We start from the raw sequence: 14,755 nt of genomic DNA, 5'->3' as shown, positions 1-14,755 counted from the left end.
ATTATGAATACCAGAAATGGAAAGATGAAAGTTTTCCAAATAAGAAGAAATTAATTAGAACGACGAGAAAGGATGCAAGATTCCATAAAGCAAGCTTATTTCCTGTCAGTCCTTTGCCAACCTTTAAATATAAATAAATGCTGTAGATCACGAGTACGATGAACGAGCCAATTACCTTAGAATCGTACCAAATCATATCAGGAACCTTTATGTATGCCCAAGTTGTGCCAAGAATTAGACTTATAATCAGCATCGGAACCCCAATAAGATTTAACACGAAAGACATTTTATCAAGCTTTGAGAGGTCCGCAAGCCGTTTAAGACGGGTCCCCCACTTTTTCCTTTTTAAAAGGTCATACTGAATCAAATATAACACTGAAAACACAAATGAAATCGAAAAGGCCCCATAAGAAAGAATGGCCACAGTAATATGTATTAGCAGCAATTCAGAAATCAGCTGCTGTGCCATTACATGGGATTCATATTGTATGGGTGCGAATGTATGGATGGCCATGATCATAAACCCAAGCACATTTGTAAAAAAAACGATAAAATCCACTCGCAGCAAGCGATTAATGACCAAGGATAAGGTGATCAGCACCCAAGCATAAAAATAAAGCCCTTCAAATATCGTTAAGACAGGAAATCTCCCCGTCTTCAACATATACAAAATAAGGAATATCGTTTGTAAACCCCATACAAATGCAAGTAACCAGAAGGCAATTCGGTTTGCCTTCCGGTTAGACGTCAGAAAATCAACAAAATATAATAAGACACATAAGGCATAAAGAACGACTGTAAACTCATGCAGCCGTGTCATATAAATATCAAGCATGGACAGTACTCCTTTTATGATTGAAAGGAAGCCTGTGGCGATTGAGCAGCCGAGTGCTGCAGGTCAGCACTTACTTCCTGCCGCTCATTAACAAGTTCTCCTATATTAAAAATTTTCACGAATAGATCCAATGCCTTGTCTGCATCTTTTTGGCCGGCCATTTCTTTAGCCTGTAAAATTGGATCTTTCAATAATTGATTAATAATACTCTTCGTATGTTTATTTAACACCTTTTTATCTCGATCAGTTAAATTCGGCATTTTTCTTTCAATGCTTGTCATCGTTTCAGCTTGAATTGCCAGTGCTTTTTCACGTAAAGCAGATATAACAGGAACGACTCCAAGCAAATTCAGCCATTGTTTAAACTCAATAATTTCTGCTTCAATCATAAGCTGAATCTTTTCGGCTTCTTTCTTGCGTTCTTGCAGATTCGCTTCTACGATTCCCTCAAGGTCATCAATATCATATAGAAACACGCTATCCAATTCAGCAAGCTTAGGATCTAAATCACGTGGAACAGCAATATCAACCATGAATAACGGTTTGCCTTTCCGCAGTTTTTCAACCTGAAGCATCATGCATTTCGAAACAACAAAATCTTTTGCACCTGTCGAGCTAATAAGAATATCAGCCTCTAGTAATGCGCATTGAAGCTCTTTCAATGTTTTTGCTTGTCCTTCATAGCGGTTTGCTAGGTCCTGCGCCTTTTCAAATGTGCGATTGATAACCGTAACCTTGCTTGCACCGTTTGCATGAAGGTTTTGAATTGCGAGCTCACCCATTTTACCTGCACCTAAAATGAGGACATGCTTATTTTCTAAAGAACCGAAAATTTTCTTCGCTAACTCAACTGCTGCATAACTTACAGAAACAGCATTTGCACCGATTTCCGTTTCAGAATGGGCCCGTTTTGCAAGCGTGATGGCTTGCTTAAACAGATGATTGAACACGGTTCCAGTCGTATTCTCTTCCTGTGCTTGCAAGAAGCTTGAACGAACCTGTCCTAAAATTTGGGTTTCCCCAAGAATCATGGAATTTAACCCGCAGGAAACACTGAATAAATGCTCCATTGCACCGTCCTGCTCATATATAAATAAATATGGTGAAAACTCTTCCTTCTCTATTTCAAACCACTCTGACAAAAATTCTTTAATATAATATCGGCCTGTATGAAGCTGATCAACAACTGCATAGATCTCAGTCCGATTACATGTTGACAAAATAACGTTCTCTAAGATGCTCTTCTTGTTCTTTAATTTGTTCATAGCATCTGCAAGCTGAGACGGGTTAAATGTCAAACGCTCACGAATTTCGACAGGGGCTGTTTTATAATTTATACCGACAACTAAAATATGCATGTTTCAATTGACCCCCCCAATTAAATTGCACAAAAATACTACTATAATTGTAACATTTCTATCCTTTTATCTAATGGTAAAATGTGAACAGATAGTGAATTCATATGGTAAAATAAAATAAGAGTGCATGATGAAGAGAATCCAGTACTCTATCCACTTTCTATCATTCGACAAAATCCTCCCATATGTACAGTAACAAAAAAACATAGCAGATTCAAGTGAACCTTATTGGAAGCGGTGTAACGATGAAAAATCAGCGTTTTTTTCCTGGAATAATACTAATTGGCTTTGGTGCCTACTTTTATCTTGAGCAATCCAATATACCTGTTTTGCAGCCTTATTTCACATGGCCTTCCTTATTAATTATTATTGGTGTCGCTTTTTTGTTTCAAGGCTATGGTGCAAAAGAATACTATGCGATCCTTCCTGGAGTTATTCTTACTGGGTTTGGTTTGCATTTTCATGTGGTCAATCGGCTGGAATTATGGCCGGATCATATTGGCGTCTTTATTTTAATCCTGGCTCTTGGATTATTGCTGCAGCAACAAAAGACTGGATCAGGATTATTTCAAGGGCTTCTCTTCTTATTATTATCTATTTTGCTTCTCTTTTATGATCGTGTCATTGTCTGGCTAGGCTTATTAGAAAACGGAGTATCAAACGTTTGGAAATTTTGGCCTGTCATCCTTATTCTTATTGGCGGCTATTTCCTCTTTATCAAGAAGAAATAGAAAAGAGACAGGGATATATATTTTTCCCTGTCTTTATCAGTTACAATACAGAATCTAAAAAGTTTTTTGTTCGTTCTTCCTTTGGGCTTGAAAATAGTTCATTTGGGTGTCCGACCTCAACAATACGCCCCTCATGCATATATACAGCCCAGTCTGCCACTTCTCTGGCAAAGCCCATTTCATGAGTAACGACAACCATTGTCATTCCCTCCTCGGCTAATTCCTTCATTGTTGCAAGGACTTCTCCTACTAATTCTGGATCAAGCGCAGAGGTTGGTTCATCAAATAGCATAATTTCCGGTTTCATGGCAAGGGCCCTCGCTATTGCTACACGCTGCTTTTGTCCCCCGGAAAGTTTTGAAGGATATACACTCTCTTTATCCGAAAGACCAACTTTCCTTAATAATGCCTTTGCCTCCTCTTTCACTTCCTCCTTCTGACGCTTTTTCACATAAATAGGTGCCTCCATCACATTTTCCAGTACAGTTTTATGCGGAAATAAATTAAAGTGCTGAAATACCATCCCAACTTTTGCTCTAACTTCATTAAGATCATGGGTTTCCTTTTCAATTTTTTCTCCGCCAATCATCACAAGCCCGCTATCTTTTATTTCTAAAAAATTGATGCAGCGGAGAAGTGTGCTTTTTCCAGATCCGCTTGCACCAATTAAGCAAACAACTTCACTTTGCTTAACCGTCATATCGATATCCTTTAAAACGTGCAAATCACCAAAGGATTTATTTAGCTTCTCTATATTGATCATAATGGATTTAATCATACTCATTCTTCCTCCTTTAATCGCTGCTAGACATTTTTTTCTCAATCATTCTTACGATAATGGAGAAGAATAGAACGAGAACTAGATAGTAGACAGCAACAATAAGCAAGTAGCTCATATAGTCATATTTAAGAGACCCATGTGTAGTTGCAACATTAAAGAGTTCGTACATCCCTATAAACGAGGCGAGCGAGGAGTCCTTTAAGGCAATAATGAATTGATTTCCTAGTGGCGGAAGTGCTCTGCGGCTTGCTTGCGGCAAAATAATTCTTCTCATCGTTAAGCCCATTGTCATTCCAAGTGAACGGCCTGCCTCCATTTGGCCATGATCAATCGATTGAATAGCCCCACGGAAAATCTCCGCAATATAGGCCCCATTATGAAAGGCTAGTCCTAGAACAACAGCCAGAAAATCGGAAATATTAAAAGCGGTTAATCCAAAGTAGAAGATAAAGATCTGGACAACAAGCGGGGTCCCACGAACTAAGAAGATGTATAAATCAGCAATCCATTCTAGTATTTTTATATTAGATATTTTTAAAAAGGCAAAGAACAAACCGATAAAAATGGCAATAAAAATAGAGACGATTGTTAATTCAAAGGTGAGAAGCATCCCTTTTAAAAAGACAGGGTATGTGTCGATGAATTTTGTTAATAAGTCCACAGGTTTCCTCCTTTAAATTAGGTTATAGTTATGAAAAAAGACGAATGTATTTCTGCTACATTCGCCATGCATGTTTATTGCTACTCTGGAACGACAGTGATATCCTCACCAATATATTTTTTGCTAATTTCTGTTAGCGTTCCATTCTCATGGAGCTTTTCAAGCGCTTTATTTATTTTTTCAAGAAGCTCAGTATTTTCTTTTGCAACAGCAATTGCCTGTTCACTTCGGCCAAGCAATTCTTTACCGACAATATTCATGCCAGCGCCGATAGCCTCCTTGCCTGTGATAAAGTCAGTAATAACCGCATCATGCTTCCCTTTGCTTAATGCCTCAAGCGCTACTACATCGCTATCATAGAATTTTATATTATCAGTTGCTTTTTCTGCATCTGCTGCGTATGTTGTGCCTTTTGCTACAGCAACTTCCAGCCCTTTTAAATCATCAAGTGTTTCCACTGTACTATCCGGTCGAACATAGATTTGCGGACCAGAGAAATAATAAGGAATTGAAAAATTAACAGCTTCCAATCGTTCTTCTGTAATCGTATGACTTGCAACCGCAGCATCAAAACGGCCCGATTTTACTCCTTCAACAATTCCGCCAAACTTAAATTTATGCTGAACTGGTTCCAGTCCCAATTCCTTTGCAACAGCTTCACCAACTTCAATATCGAAACCGCTCATTGTTCCATCTTTATTCGTCACACTGAATGGATTAAACTCACCTGAAGATGCATAAGTAAACTTTCCATTATCTACTAGTTTCATGCCCTTATTTGAGACTTCTTTTGATCCGCATGCAGCTAGTACTACTATTAGCAATAGCAAGAATGCGCCTTTCCAAAAATGCTTCACTAGTATAAATACCCCCTCTATTTCTCTTTCAATTTAAATTCTCTCCTACCTTATCATATGTACACAATATTCCCAAAATTCATATTTTATGATAATTCCTAGTATCCTATCATATTCTTACTTCTCATTTACTGTCCTCCAAGATGCTTTCTATTCTGTCCTTATCCTGCTATCTCCTTTATATTCCTTCTTTTCCGACAAGAATAGCGGTTTCATTCATAGAAACAAAAATATTTTCATCTCATATCAAAAAAAAATCCCATCGCATATTTGCAATGGAATTCTTTTTCTTACATATAAGTTTGTAATAATGCCCAAGCCTGATCTTTACCTTGACCTGTCTCCGAAGAAAAAAGAATAATGTGGTCATTTGGGTCTAGCTCTAATGTTTCTTTAGCGATTTTCAAATGCTTCTGCCATTTTGATTTTGGAATCTTATCTGCCTTTGTTGCGATAATGATGCACGGAATTTCATAGTGTTTTAAAAATTGATACATCATTACATCATCCTTTGATGGCGGGTGGCGAAGATCTACGATTTGAACAACAGCCTTGAGCTGCTCCCTGCCTGTTAAATACGTTTCGATCATTTTCCCCCAAGCTTCTCTTTCCTTCTTGGAGACCTTCGCGTAGCCATAGCCAGGTACATCGACAAAATGCAGGATTTCATTTATCAGATAAAAATTTAATGTCTGTGTTTTTCCTGGTTTCGATGATGTCCTTGCTAAGTTTTTCCGATTAAGCATTTTATTAATAAATGAAGACTTCCCAACATTCGATCTGCCTGCTAATGCAAACTCTGGTAAAGCTTCAACAGGGTATTGGTCTGGTTTTACCGCACTAATTACGATTTCTGCCGAATTTACTTTCATCCTTGTTCACCGCCATTCAATGCATGTTTTAGAACGTCATCCACATGAGAAACAAGGACAAAATTAAGATCTTCTCGGACACTTTCAGGGATATCATCAATATCCTTCTCATTATCCTTAGGAATGATAATCTTTGTTAGCCCCGCCCGGTGTGCACTCAATGATTTTTCTTTCAAGCCGCCAATTGGAAGAACCCGGCCTCTTAAAGTAATTTCTCCAGTCATTCCTACCTCTTTTCGGATCGGTTTTCCGGAAAGTGCAGATACAAGTGCCGTCGTAATCGTAATCCCGGCAGAAGGACCATCTTTCGGTACTGCTCCTTCAGGGACATGGATATGAATATCATATTTTTCATGAAAGTCTTCTTCAATTCCTAATTCTTTAGCCTTTGATCGGACATAACTAAACGCTGCTTGTGCCGATTCTTTCATTACATCGCCAAGCTTCCCTGTTAAAACAAGCTTGCCTTTTCCTGGTGCAAGTGAAACTTCAATTTGAAGTGTATCTCCGCCAACCGTTGTATAAGCAAGGCCAGTCGCAACTCCAACTTGGTCTTCCAATTCTGCCTGCCCATAACGGAATTTTGTTTTCCCTAGGAACTCTTCAATGTTTTTCTCTGTTATCACTACTTTTTTCTTCTCACCAGATACTAAGATTTTTGCCGTTTTCCTGCAGACAGTAGCTAGTTGCCGTTCTAAACTGCGCACACCAGCTTCTCTCGTATAATATCGAACGATTTTTTGAATCCCGTCTTCTCTGATCTGAAGCTGCGATTTTGAAAGACCGTGCTCCTTAATTTGTTTCGGTAAAAGATGGTCTTTAGCAATATGAATCTTTTCGAGCTCTGTATAGCCGGCTATTGTAATAATTTCCATTCGATCACGAAGAGGACCTGGAATGGTTCCTAAATCATTTGCCGTTGCAATAAACATCACCTTTGAAAGATCATATGGCTCTTCAATATAATGATCACTAAAATTATGATTCTGTTCAGGATCTAACACTTCTAACATAGCTGAAGAAGGGTCGCCACGGAAATCATTTGACATTTTGTCAATTTCATCCAAGAGGAATACCGGGTTAATTGTACCCGCTTTTTTCATCCCTTGAATAATACGGCCTGGCATTGCTCCCACATAAGTCCTTCTATGGCCGCGGATTTCAGATTCATCACGAACTCCTCCTAAAGATATTCGGACAAATTTCCGATTTAGAGAAGCTGCGATTGAACGAGCTAGACTTGTCTTCCCAACACCTGGAGGTCCAGCAAGACAAAGGATAGGCCCTTTCAGCGAATTTGTTAGCTTCTGAACAGCCAAATATTCAAGAACACGCTCCTTCACCTTTTCAAGTCCATAATGATCCTCGTTTAAAATCCGTTCTGCTTTATGAATATTTAAATCGTCTTCAGTTGCATGACTCCATGGCAAAGCAACAAGCCATTCAATATAGTTGCGGATAACCGCACTTTCGGCTGAACTGGAAGGGATCTTTTCATAACGATCCAATTCCTTTAATGCTGTTAGTTGAATATGCTCGGGCATGCCAGCCTTTTCGATTTTTTCTGTAAGGTTAGCAATTTCACCCGTTTTTCCTTCTTTGTCACCTAGTTCTTTTTGAATCGCCTTCATCTGTTCACGCAAATAATATTCCTTTTGCGTCCGTTCCATTGACTTTTTAACCCGCTGGCCAATTTTCTTTTCTAAATGGAGAACTTCTTTCTCATTATGAATAATTTCAATTACTTGATTCATTCGCTCTTTTATATTGGTTGTCTCTAAAATTTCTTGCTTATCCTTTAATTTTAAAGGCAGATGGGAAGCGATAATATCAGCCATTCTTCCTGGCTCTTCAATATCTGCAACCGCTGAATATGTTTCAGCAGAAATTTTCTTAGAAACCTTTATGTATTGCTCAAAATATTCAAGCATCGTTCTCATTAATGCCTGATCCTCAACATCCTTTGTAGCTGGTTCTTCAAACACTTCCACACTGACAGCATAATGACTTGTTTCATCATAAAACTCAATAATTTCAGCTCTTTGAAGCCCTTCTACCAACACTCGAATTGTTCCGTTTGGAAGTTTAAGCATTTGTTTGACACGTGTTAATGTGCCTCTTCTATACAAATCTTCTTCTGCTGGTTCATCTATCGAGATTTCTTTTTGTGTAGTTAGGAAAATTAAATGGTCATCTACCATCGCTTTTTCAAGTGCCTGTACCGATTTTTCACGGCCAACATCTAAATGAAGAACCATTGTTGGATAAACAAGCAAACCCCGAAGCGGCAGGAGGGGGACGATGATTTCTTTCTTTTTCGCCAAACTAAAGCACCTCCAAATGCAAATCTTTATAGCATAAAATTGCTTATAATTTCTTTGTACAATTCTATCGTATTTACAAGATAGTGTCTAATTTGAAATGCGGAGGCGACTGATTAGCCCCGACAAGCAAAAGACAAATCCAAGAACGGCATAAATAAAACTTCGGCTTTTCGCATCCATTGCAAGCCGAAGTTTTTTCACCATCTAAATACTTTCTTTATTGGCCAGTTCGACTGAAGCCGTTATCGATTGCTCCAAATAAATATTCTTTAGAAGGGCTAAATCAAAAACTTCATTCAAATGGGTTACAGGAACAATCTTTATCCCTGTTATTTCTTTTAAAATGGATTGCATGTTTTCTTTAGGAATAATGACTGTTTTTGCACCAGCCTTTTTAGCTGCTTTTACCTTTGGATATACGCCGCCAATCGGTTTTACATGCCCATGAATACTTATTTCTCCTGTCATTGCTACTGTATGGTCAATTGGCTGATTATAAATGGCAGAGTAAATACCGGTTGCCATTGCAATTCCAGCTGAGGGTCCATCAATTGGAACACCTCCAGGAAAATTCACATGAATATCATAGTCATTTGCAGGAACGCCCATGGAACGAAGGACAGTAATTACATTTTCAATCGAACCTCTTGCCATGCTTTTTCTCCGTATCGATTTCCCCTGTCCGCCAATGCTTTCTTCTTCGACGATTCCAGTAATATTTATGCTGCCTTTCTCAGCAGCTGGAATAACAGTCACTTCAATTTCAAGAAGTGCCCCCGTATTTGGTCCGTATACTGCAAGACCATTAACAAGACCTACCGCTGATTTCTCATTAATTTTCCTTTCCATTCTAGGGGTAAGCTGACTTGATTGAATTACCCACTCAATATCTTCATCCTTTATGTAATCTCTATCTTCCGTTATTGCTAATCCAGCTGAAATCTGGATAAGATTAACTGCTTCACGTCCATTCCTTGCATACGAAGCTAGTATTGTTAATGCATTTTCACTAATTGTGAGATTGACCTTTTTAGCAGCTTTTCTTCCAATCTCTATAATTTCATCTTCTAATAACTCCCTAAAAAAAACTTCCATACATCTTGAACGAATGGCTGGAGGAATTTCACTGGGAGTCCTCGTTGTTGCACCAATCAATCTGAAATCAGCTGGAAGGCCATTCTTAAAAATATCATGTATATGGTTAGGAATCTGTGTGTTTTCTTCATTATAATAGGCACTTTCAAAAAACACTTTCCTATCTTCTAAAACCTTCAATAATTTATTCATTTGAATCGGGTGAAGCTCCCCTATTTCATCAATAAAGAGCACCCCTCCATGAGCATTTGTTACAGCTCCTTGTTTTGGCTGAGGGATACCTGCCTGACCCATTGCACCTGCTCCTTGATAAATAGGATCATGGACAGAACCAATAAGAGGATCAGCAATCCCCCGCTCATCAAAGCGAGCAGTTGTAGCATCTAATTCAATAAAAACAGAAGACGGTTTAAATGGTGACTTCGCTGTTTTCTTCGCTTCTTCTAATACTAGCCTAGCAGCTGCTGTTTTCCCTACGCCTGGTGGTCCGTAAATAATTACATGCTGCGGGTTCGGACTGCATAATGCGGCTTTTAATGATTTGATCCCATCTTCCTGACCAACAATATCCGTAAAACTAGATGGTCGTACCCTTTCAGCCAAAGGCTCTGTTAAAGAAATGGCTCTCATCTTTTTTAATTGATCCATTTCTTTTTTTGATTCCCGATCAATTGAAACCTTTTGAGTTCGCTGGTTTTTTAACAAGTTCCAAAAATAAAGCCCAATAACGATTCCAAAAAACAATTGTATAAATAAGGCGATCCCCGTCCAACTCATACTATTCCCTCCTGCATTAAAAGTTCTCGCTGATAATGCTAGTATCTCCTTCACAGAGTTGGAATAAACAAGAATCTGTTGTAAAAAATTGGTCTGTAAGAAAGGAACTGGAGCTGAACATCTCCAATGTTTTATATTCAGATTCAAGCAGCAAAAAGCCAAACCTTTATGGTTTGGCTTTTCTAACGTACTTTTTTATTTATGCAGAAGTTTTTCGTTCCTCGTCAATAATTGTACCATCTTCAAGAATCAGCTTTGGAGATGCATTATCAGTGATCGCTTCTTTCGTAATGATGCACTTCTTAATATCCTCACGTGAAGGAAGCTCAAACATAACATCAAGCATAATTCCTTCAATGATAGAGCGCAGACCGCGAGCACCTGTTTTACGCTCAATAGCCTTTTTAGCTATTTCAGTAAGTGCTTCTTCCTCAAATTCAAGCTCAACATCATCAAGTTCCAGCATTTTTTGGTATTGTTTAACAAGTGCATTTTTTGGTTTTGTTAAAATTTCAATTAATGCTTCTTCATCTAGCGGTGTAAGACTGGAAATAACCGGAAGACGACCAATGAATTCAGGAATTAGCCCAAATCTTAATAAATCTTCAGGCAGAACTTTTGAAAGCAGGCTCTTTTGATCAAGCTCATTTTGTTTCGTATCAGATCCAAAACCAATGACCTTCTGACCTAATCGGCGTTTAATAATTTGCTCGATCCCATCAAAGGCTCCACCACAAATAAACAAGATATTTGTTGTATCAATTTGGATAAATTCTTGATGAGGATGTTTTCTGCCGCCTTGAGGGGGTACACTTGCAACCGTTCCCTCTAATATTTTTAATAAGGCTTGCTGCACACCTTCCCCAGATACATCTCTTGTAATGGATGGATTTTCAGATTTTCTTGCAACTTTATCAATTTCATCAATATAAATAATTCCCTTTTCCGCTTTTTCAACATCATAATCTGCCGATTGGATGAGCTTTAAAAGAATGTTTTCAACATCCTCTCCTACATACCCTGCTTCTGTTAAAGAAGTCGCATCAGCAATAGCAAAAGGGACATTTAAAATTCGTGCTAACGTCTGAGCAAGTAATGTTTTCCCGCTACCAGTCGGTCCAATCATAGCAATATTACTTTTTGAAAGTTCCACATCATCAATTTTGCTGTTAGAGTTAATACGCTTGTAATGGTTATATACTGCAACCGATAATGATTTCTTTGCCTGGTCTTGACCAATGACATATTCGTCAAGAATATCTCTGATTTCTGACGGCTTTGGCACATCCTTGAATTCTACTTCTTCTTCCGTGCCTAGCTCTTCTTCTACAATTTCTGTGCAGAGTTCTATACACTCATCACATATATAAACACCTGGTCCGGCAACAAGCTTTCGTACTTGATCCTGTGTTTTGCCACAGAAAGAACACTTTAATTGCCCTTTTTCATCATTAAATTTAAACAAATCCTTCACCCCTTGAAAACTTCAAATCATTATATTAAGCTTGTGCGAATCATATGCAAACAAATATATTCAGCCGTTTGTAACTAAATGGATGCTAACGCGTAACCAAGTGCCCATCCTATTTAATTTTACTTCTCTTACAACAATTGTTATGTATTGCATTGTAACACATTTCCACTTTGGACAGGAAATGAAAACTCTTAATAATTGGATTAGATTATGTATGGATTGTTTGCATAGCGGATTCGCTTTAAGTCAGCTGAAAAAAAAGATATTCTAAATAAGCTTAACCAATTATGGTCAAGTTAAGTCAATAGATTTTATCCAAAAACTTCATATGTATGTGTATGTATAATTATTTCTTTTCTATTGTACAAAACAAGGCACGATTACTCGCGCCTTGTTCATTATGTTTTATCTAGCTTTAATAATATTTATTAAACAGTTTTGCTGTTTTCTACAATGAAATCAACTGCTTTTTTAACTTGAAGATCTGCTTTTAAGCCTTCAAGGCTGCCTAAAGCTTTTTGGATATTTTCAACTGTCATGTTGTACATTTCAGCCATTTTATTAAGCTCTGCAGTTACTTCTTCATCAGTTACTTCGATGTTTTCTGCTTTTGCAATTGCTTCAAGCGTTAAGTTCATGCGAACACGCTTTTCAGCATCTTCCTTCATTTGCTCACGTAATGCACTTTCTTCTTGACCGGAGAATTGGAAGTAAAGCTCAAGATTCATTCCTTGCATTTGCAGGCGTTGTTCAAATTCGTTCATCATACGGTCAATTTCAGTATCAACCATTACTGATGGAAGATCAATTTCTGCATTTGCAGAAGCTTTTTCCACTACAGTATCTTGAACAAAGTGTTCAGCTTCATGCTTCTTGCTTTCTTCAAGACGTGTTTTTAGTTTTTCTTTAAGAGCAGCCAAAGTTTCAACTTCTTCATCTGCGTCTTTTGCAAATTCATCATTTAATTCAGGAAGTTCTTTTGTTTTAATTTCATGAACAGTCACTTTGAATACTGCAGGCTTTCCTGCTAATTCAGCAGCATGGTATTCTTCTGGGAAGGTAACTTCAACATCTTTTGATTCTCCAGAAGCAACACCAACTAACTTTTCTTCAAATCCTGGAATAAATTGACCTGAACCAAGTTCAAGAGAATAATTTTCAGCTTTTCCGCCTTCAAATGCTTCTCCATCAACAAAACCTTCAAAGTCCATAACAACTGTATCGCCGTTTTCAGCTTTGCCTTCTTCTTTTACAACAAGCTCAGCAAGTCTTTCTTGCATAGACTTTAATTCATTTTCAACATCTTCATCTGTTACTTCAGTATCGAACTTTTCTACTTCTAGCCCTTTGTAGTCGCCTAATTTAACCTCTGGCTTTACAGTTACAGTTGCTTTGAAGATTAAGCTCTTGCCTTTTTCAATTTGCTCTACATCGATTTCAGGACGATCAACTGGCTCAATACCAGTTTCTTCGATTGCATTTGCATATGCTTCTGGAAGAAGAATATCAACTGCATCTTGGTAAAGTGATTCAATACCGAAACGCTTTTCGAACATTCCACGAGGCATTTTTCCTTTACGGAAACCTGGTACATTTACTTGTTTAACTACTTTTTTAAATGCAGCGTCTAAACCTTCGTTTACCTTTTCTGCATCTACTTCAATTGTAAGAACTCCTTGGTTCCCTTCTAGCTTTTCGAATTTTGCAGACATAAAATTAATTCCCTCCAACAATCTATTATCATTTCATACGTAACAAATGGATATGGATAAAGCTTGTTTTACAAGCATTATACATTTTTAACATAAAAAATACCATCTACATATACAACCATTATATTATACCACACGTTCCTTTTCTTTCAACAAGGAAGACTAAAAATCGGAAGATGAAATTTCTTCAAGCTGTCTTAATTCTAGCAGTGCGGCTTTCAGTTCTTCGATTTCCACTTGATACCGCATGAGCAGATCTTCATCCATAGCTGAACCTAAATATTCAGCTACGAGAGTATGATACGCGGCTGCCCAAACATTTTCTTTATACGTTTCTAGCTGAAATGGGTAAAGAATGAAAGAATGGCGGTTAATCAAGCTTTTAATATTTTCAAACAGAATTGGATCTTCATGTTCAATTTGACTGCTGAGAACATTAAGAAGTAATTCAGTCTCTGGCTGCTTATGAATAGGAGGGAGCTGAAAGGGTATGACTGAAAGTTTTCTTCCAAGTTTCTCAACGGTGACCTCTTTATCATAATCATGCTCAATTAAAACATTAAGGAGCATCGTTTTGAAGAAAGGTGACCCTTCCTTCGATTGGAGATATGTGTTTATTTCGCCAACATACGATCGAATATTTCTCTCTGCTAACTTGGCAGCCATATTCACTTGCTCTTGTTGAGTCTTGAGAGCAAACAAGTCTAGGTCTTTATCCAATTCTACTAAAGCCGCTTCTTCTTTAGCTTCCTTTTCAGGTTTTTCCTCTGCCATTCTCCTGCTGAATTCTAACATTCGAGTAAAGTTTTCGTATTTTTCCGTTGGAATCTCTTTTTCTTCTAATAGAATCTCTATCGTCGTTACAATTTCCTCATATTGATGAAGCTGGACAAGAATCATTAAGTATAGGTCAATAATTTGGATGTATTCCCCAATTCCTTTTTGCAGCATACTCGCTGCTATTTCCTTTGCCTTTTGCAATGAGCCCCATTCAAAATATGCGAGTACTAATCCGATATGAATATCGCTATTTTCAGGATCTAATCGTATTGCTTCTTCTAAGTGCTCGGTTGCTTCCCGAAATCTTTTCTGTTGCATTTTTTCAAGCCCTTTTTCAAGAAGCCTTTTTTCCAGATCGGGAAAAAGGATTACTTTATCATTTAATTTTTTCCGATCCCGTTTCTTCATGCAGTTCCCGCCCTACTTAATTTTGAAGTAAGTTTAGCATGAAAACTTTAAAAAAACAAAAAAGATCCACAGCCTTCTCCTTTGCTGTGA

The 14,755-nt window shown here is 37.8% G+C and carries 12 protein-coding genes; 1 reads left to right on the top strand and 11 read right to left on the bottom strand.

What is annotated here, in order from left to right; genetic code table 11:
* Position 1 precedes the first annotated feature (1 nt).
* Both C1726_RS17830 and hemA read right to left on the bottom strand, forming a co-directional pair.
* Entirely contained in the window at positions 2-835 is an 834-nt protein-coding gene (locus tag C1726_RS17830) for a cytochrome C assembly family protein (protein ID WP_102274385.1), read from the bottom strand.
* 14 nt (positions 836-849) lie between these two features.
* Complete coding sequence (gene hemA / locus C1726_RS17825; RefSeq protein WP_102274384.1) at positions 850-2,193, bottom strand: glutamyl-tRNA reductase; 1,344 nt, start codon at positions 2,191-2,193, stop codon at positions 850-852.
* Positions 2,194-2,438: 245 nt separating this feature from the next.
* Here hemA and C1726_RS17820 point away from each other — a divergent pair, with 245 nt between their 5' ends.
* On the top strand, positions 2,439-2,924 hold the full coding sequence (locus tag C1726_RS17820; protein ID WP_102274383.1) for a LiaI-LiaF-like domain-containing protein: 486 nt from the start codon (positions 2,439-2,441) through the stop codon (positions 2,922-2,924).
* Between the two features lie 40 nt (positions 2,925-2,964).
* Here C1726_RS17820 and C1726_RS17815 read toward each other — a convergent pair whose 3' ends face one another.
* The 9 genes from C1726_RS17815 to C1726_RS17775 form a co-directional block, all read right to left on the bottom strand.
* A complete protein-coding gene (locus tag C1726_RS17815; RefSeq protein WP_102274382.1) occupies positions 2,965-3,702 on the bottom strand; it encodes an amino acid ABC transporter ATP-binding protein in 738 nt (245 codons plus the stop codon).
* A 16-nt stretch (positions 3,703-3,718) separates the two neighbouring features.
* Positions 3,719-4,366, bottom strand: a complete 648-nt coding sequence (locus tag C1726_RS17810) for an amino acid ABC transporter permease (RefSeq protein WP_102274381.1) — start codon at positions 4,364-4,366, stop codon at positions 3,719-3,721.
* A gap of 80 nt (positions 4,367-4,446) precedes the next feature.
* On the bottom strand, positions 4,447-5,223 hold the full coding sequence (locus C1726_RS17805) for a transporter substrate-binding domain-containing protein (protein WP_235822796.1): 777 nt from the start codon (positions 5,221-5,223) through the stop codon (positions 4,447-4,449).
* Between the two features lie 290 nt (positions 5,224-5,513).
* Entirely contained in the window at positions 5,514-6,095 is a 582-nt protein-coding gene (gene yihA / locus C1726_RS17800) for a ribosome biogenesis GTP-binding protein YihA/YsxC (protein ID WP_102274380.1), read from the bottom strand.
* On the bottom strand, positions 6,092-8,419 hold the full coding sequence (lon, locus tag C1726_RS17795; protein ID WP_102274379.1) for an endopeptidase La: 2,328 nt from the start codon (positions 8,417-8,419) through the stop codon (positions 6,092-6,094). The genes yihA and lon overlap by 4 nt, the downstream gene beginning before the upstream one ends.
* A 204-nt stretch (positions 8,420-8,623) precedes the next feature.
* Positions 8,624-10,291, bottom strand: a complete 1,668-nt coding sequence (gene lonB, locus C1726_RS17790; protein ID WP_102274378.1) for an ATP-dependent protease LonB — start codon at positions 10,289-10,291, stop codon at positions 8,624-8,626.
* A 199-nt stretch (positions 10,292-10,490) separates the two neighbouring features.
* Entirely contained in the window at positions 10,491-11,756 is a 1,266-nt protein-coding gene (gene clpX, locus C1726_RS17785; RefSeq protein ID WP_102274377.1) for an ATP-dependent protease ATP-binding subunit ClpX, read from the bottom strand.
* Positions 11,757-12,193: 437 nt separating this feature from the next.
* Positions 12,194-13,477 (bottom strand): trigger factor, encoded by a 1,284-nt coding sequence (gene tig, locus C1726_RS17780; RefSeq protein WP_102274376.1) that lies wholly within the window; start codon positions 13,475-13,477, stop codon positions 12,194-12,196.
* A 162-nt stretch (positions 13,478-13,639) separates the two neighbouring features.
* Positions 13,640-14,665 (bottom strand): tetratricopeptide repeat protein, encoded by a 1,026-nt coding sequence (locus tag C1726_RS17775; RefSeq protein ID WP_102274375.1) that lies wholly within the window; start codon positions 14,663-14,665, stop codon positions 13,640-13,642.
* Positions 14,666-14,755 lie beyond the last annotated feature (90 nt).

Source organism: Cytobacillus massiliigabonensis (assembly GCF_900199725.1).
GTDB classification, from domain to species: domain Bacteria; phylum Bacillota; class Bacilli; order Bacillales; family Cytobacillaceae; genus Cytobacillus; species Cytobacillus massiliigabonensis.
This window is presented reverse-complemented; position numbering and strand designations above follow the sequence as displayed.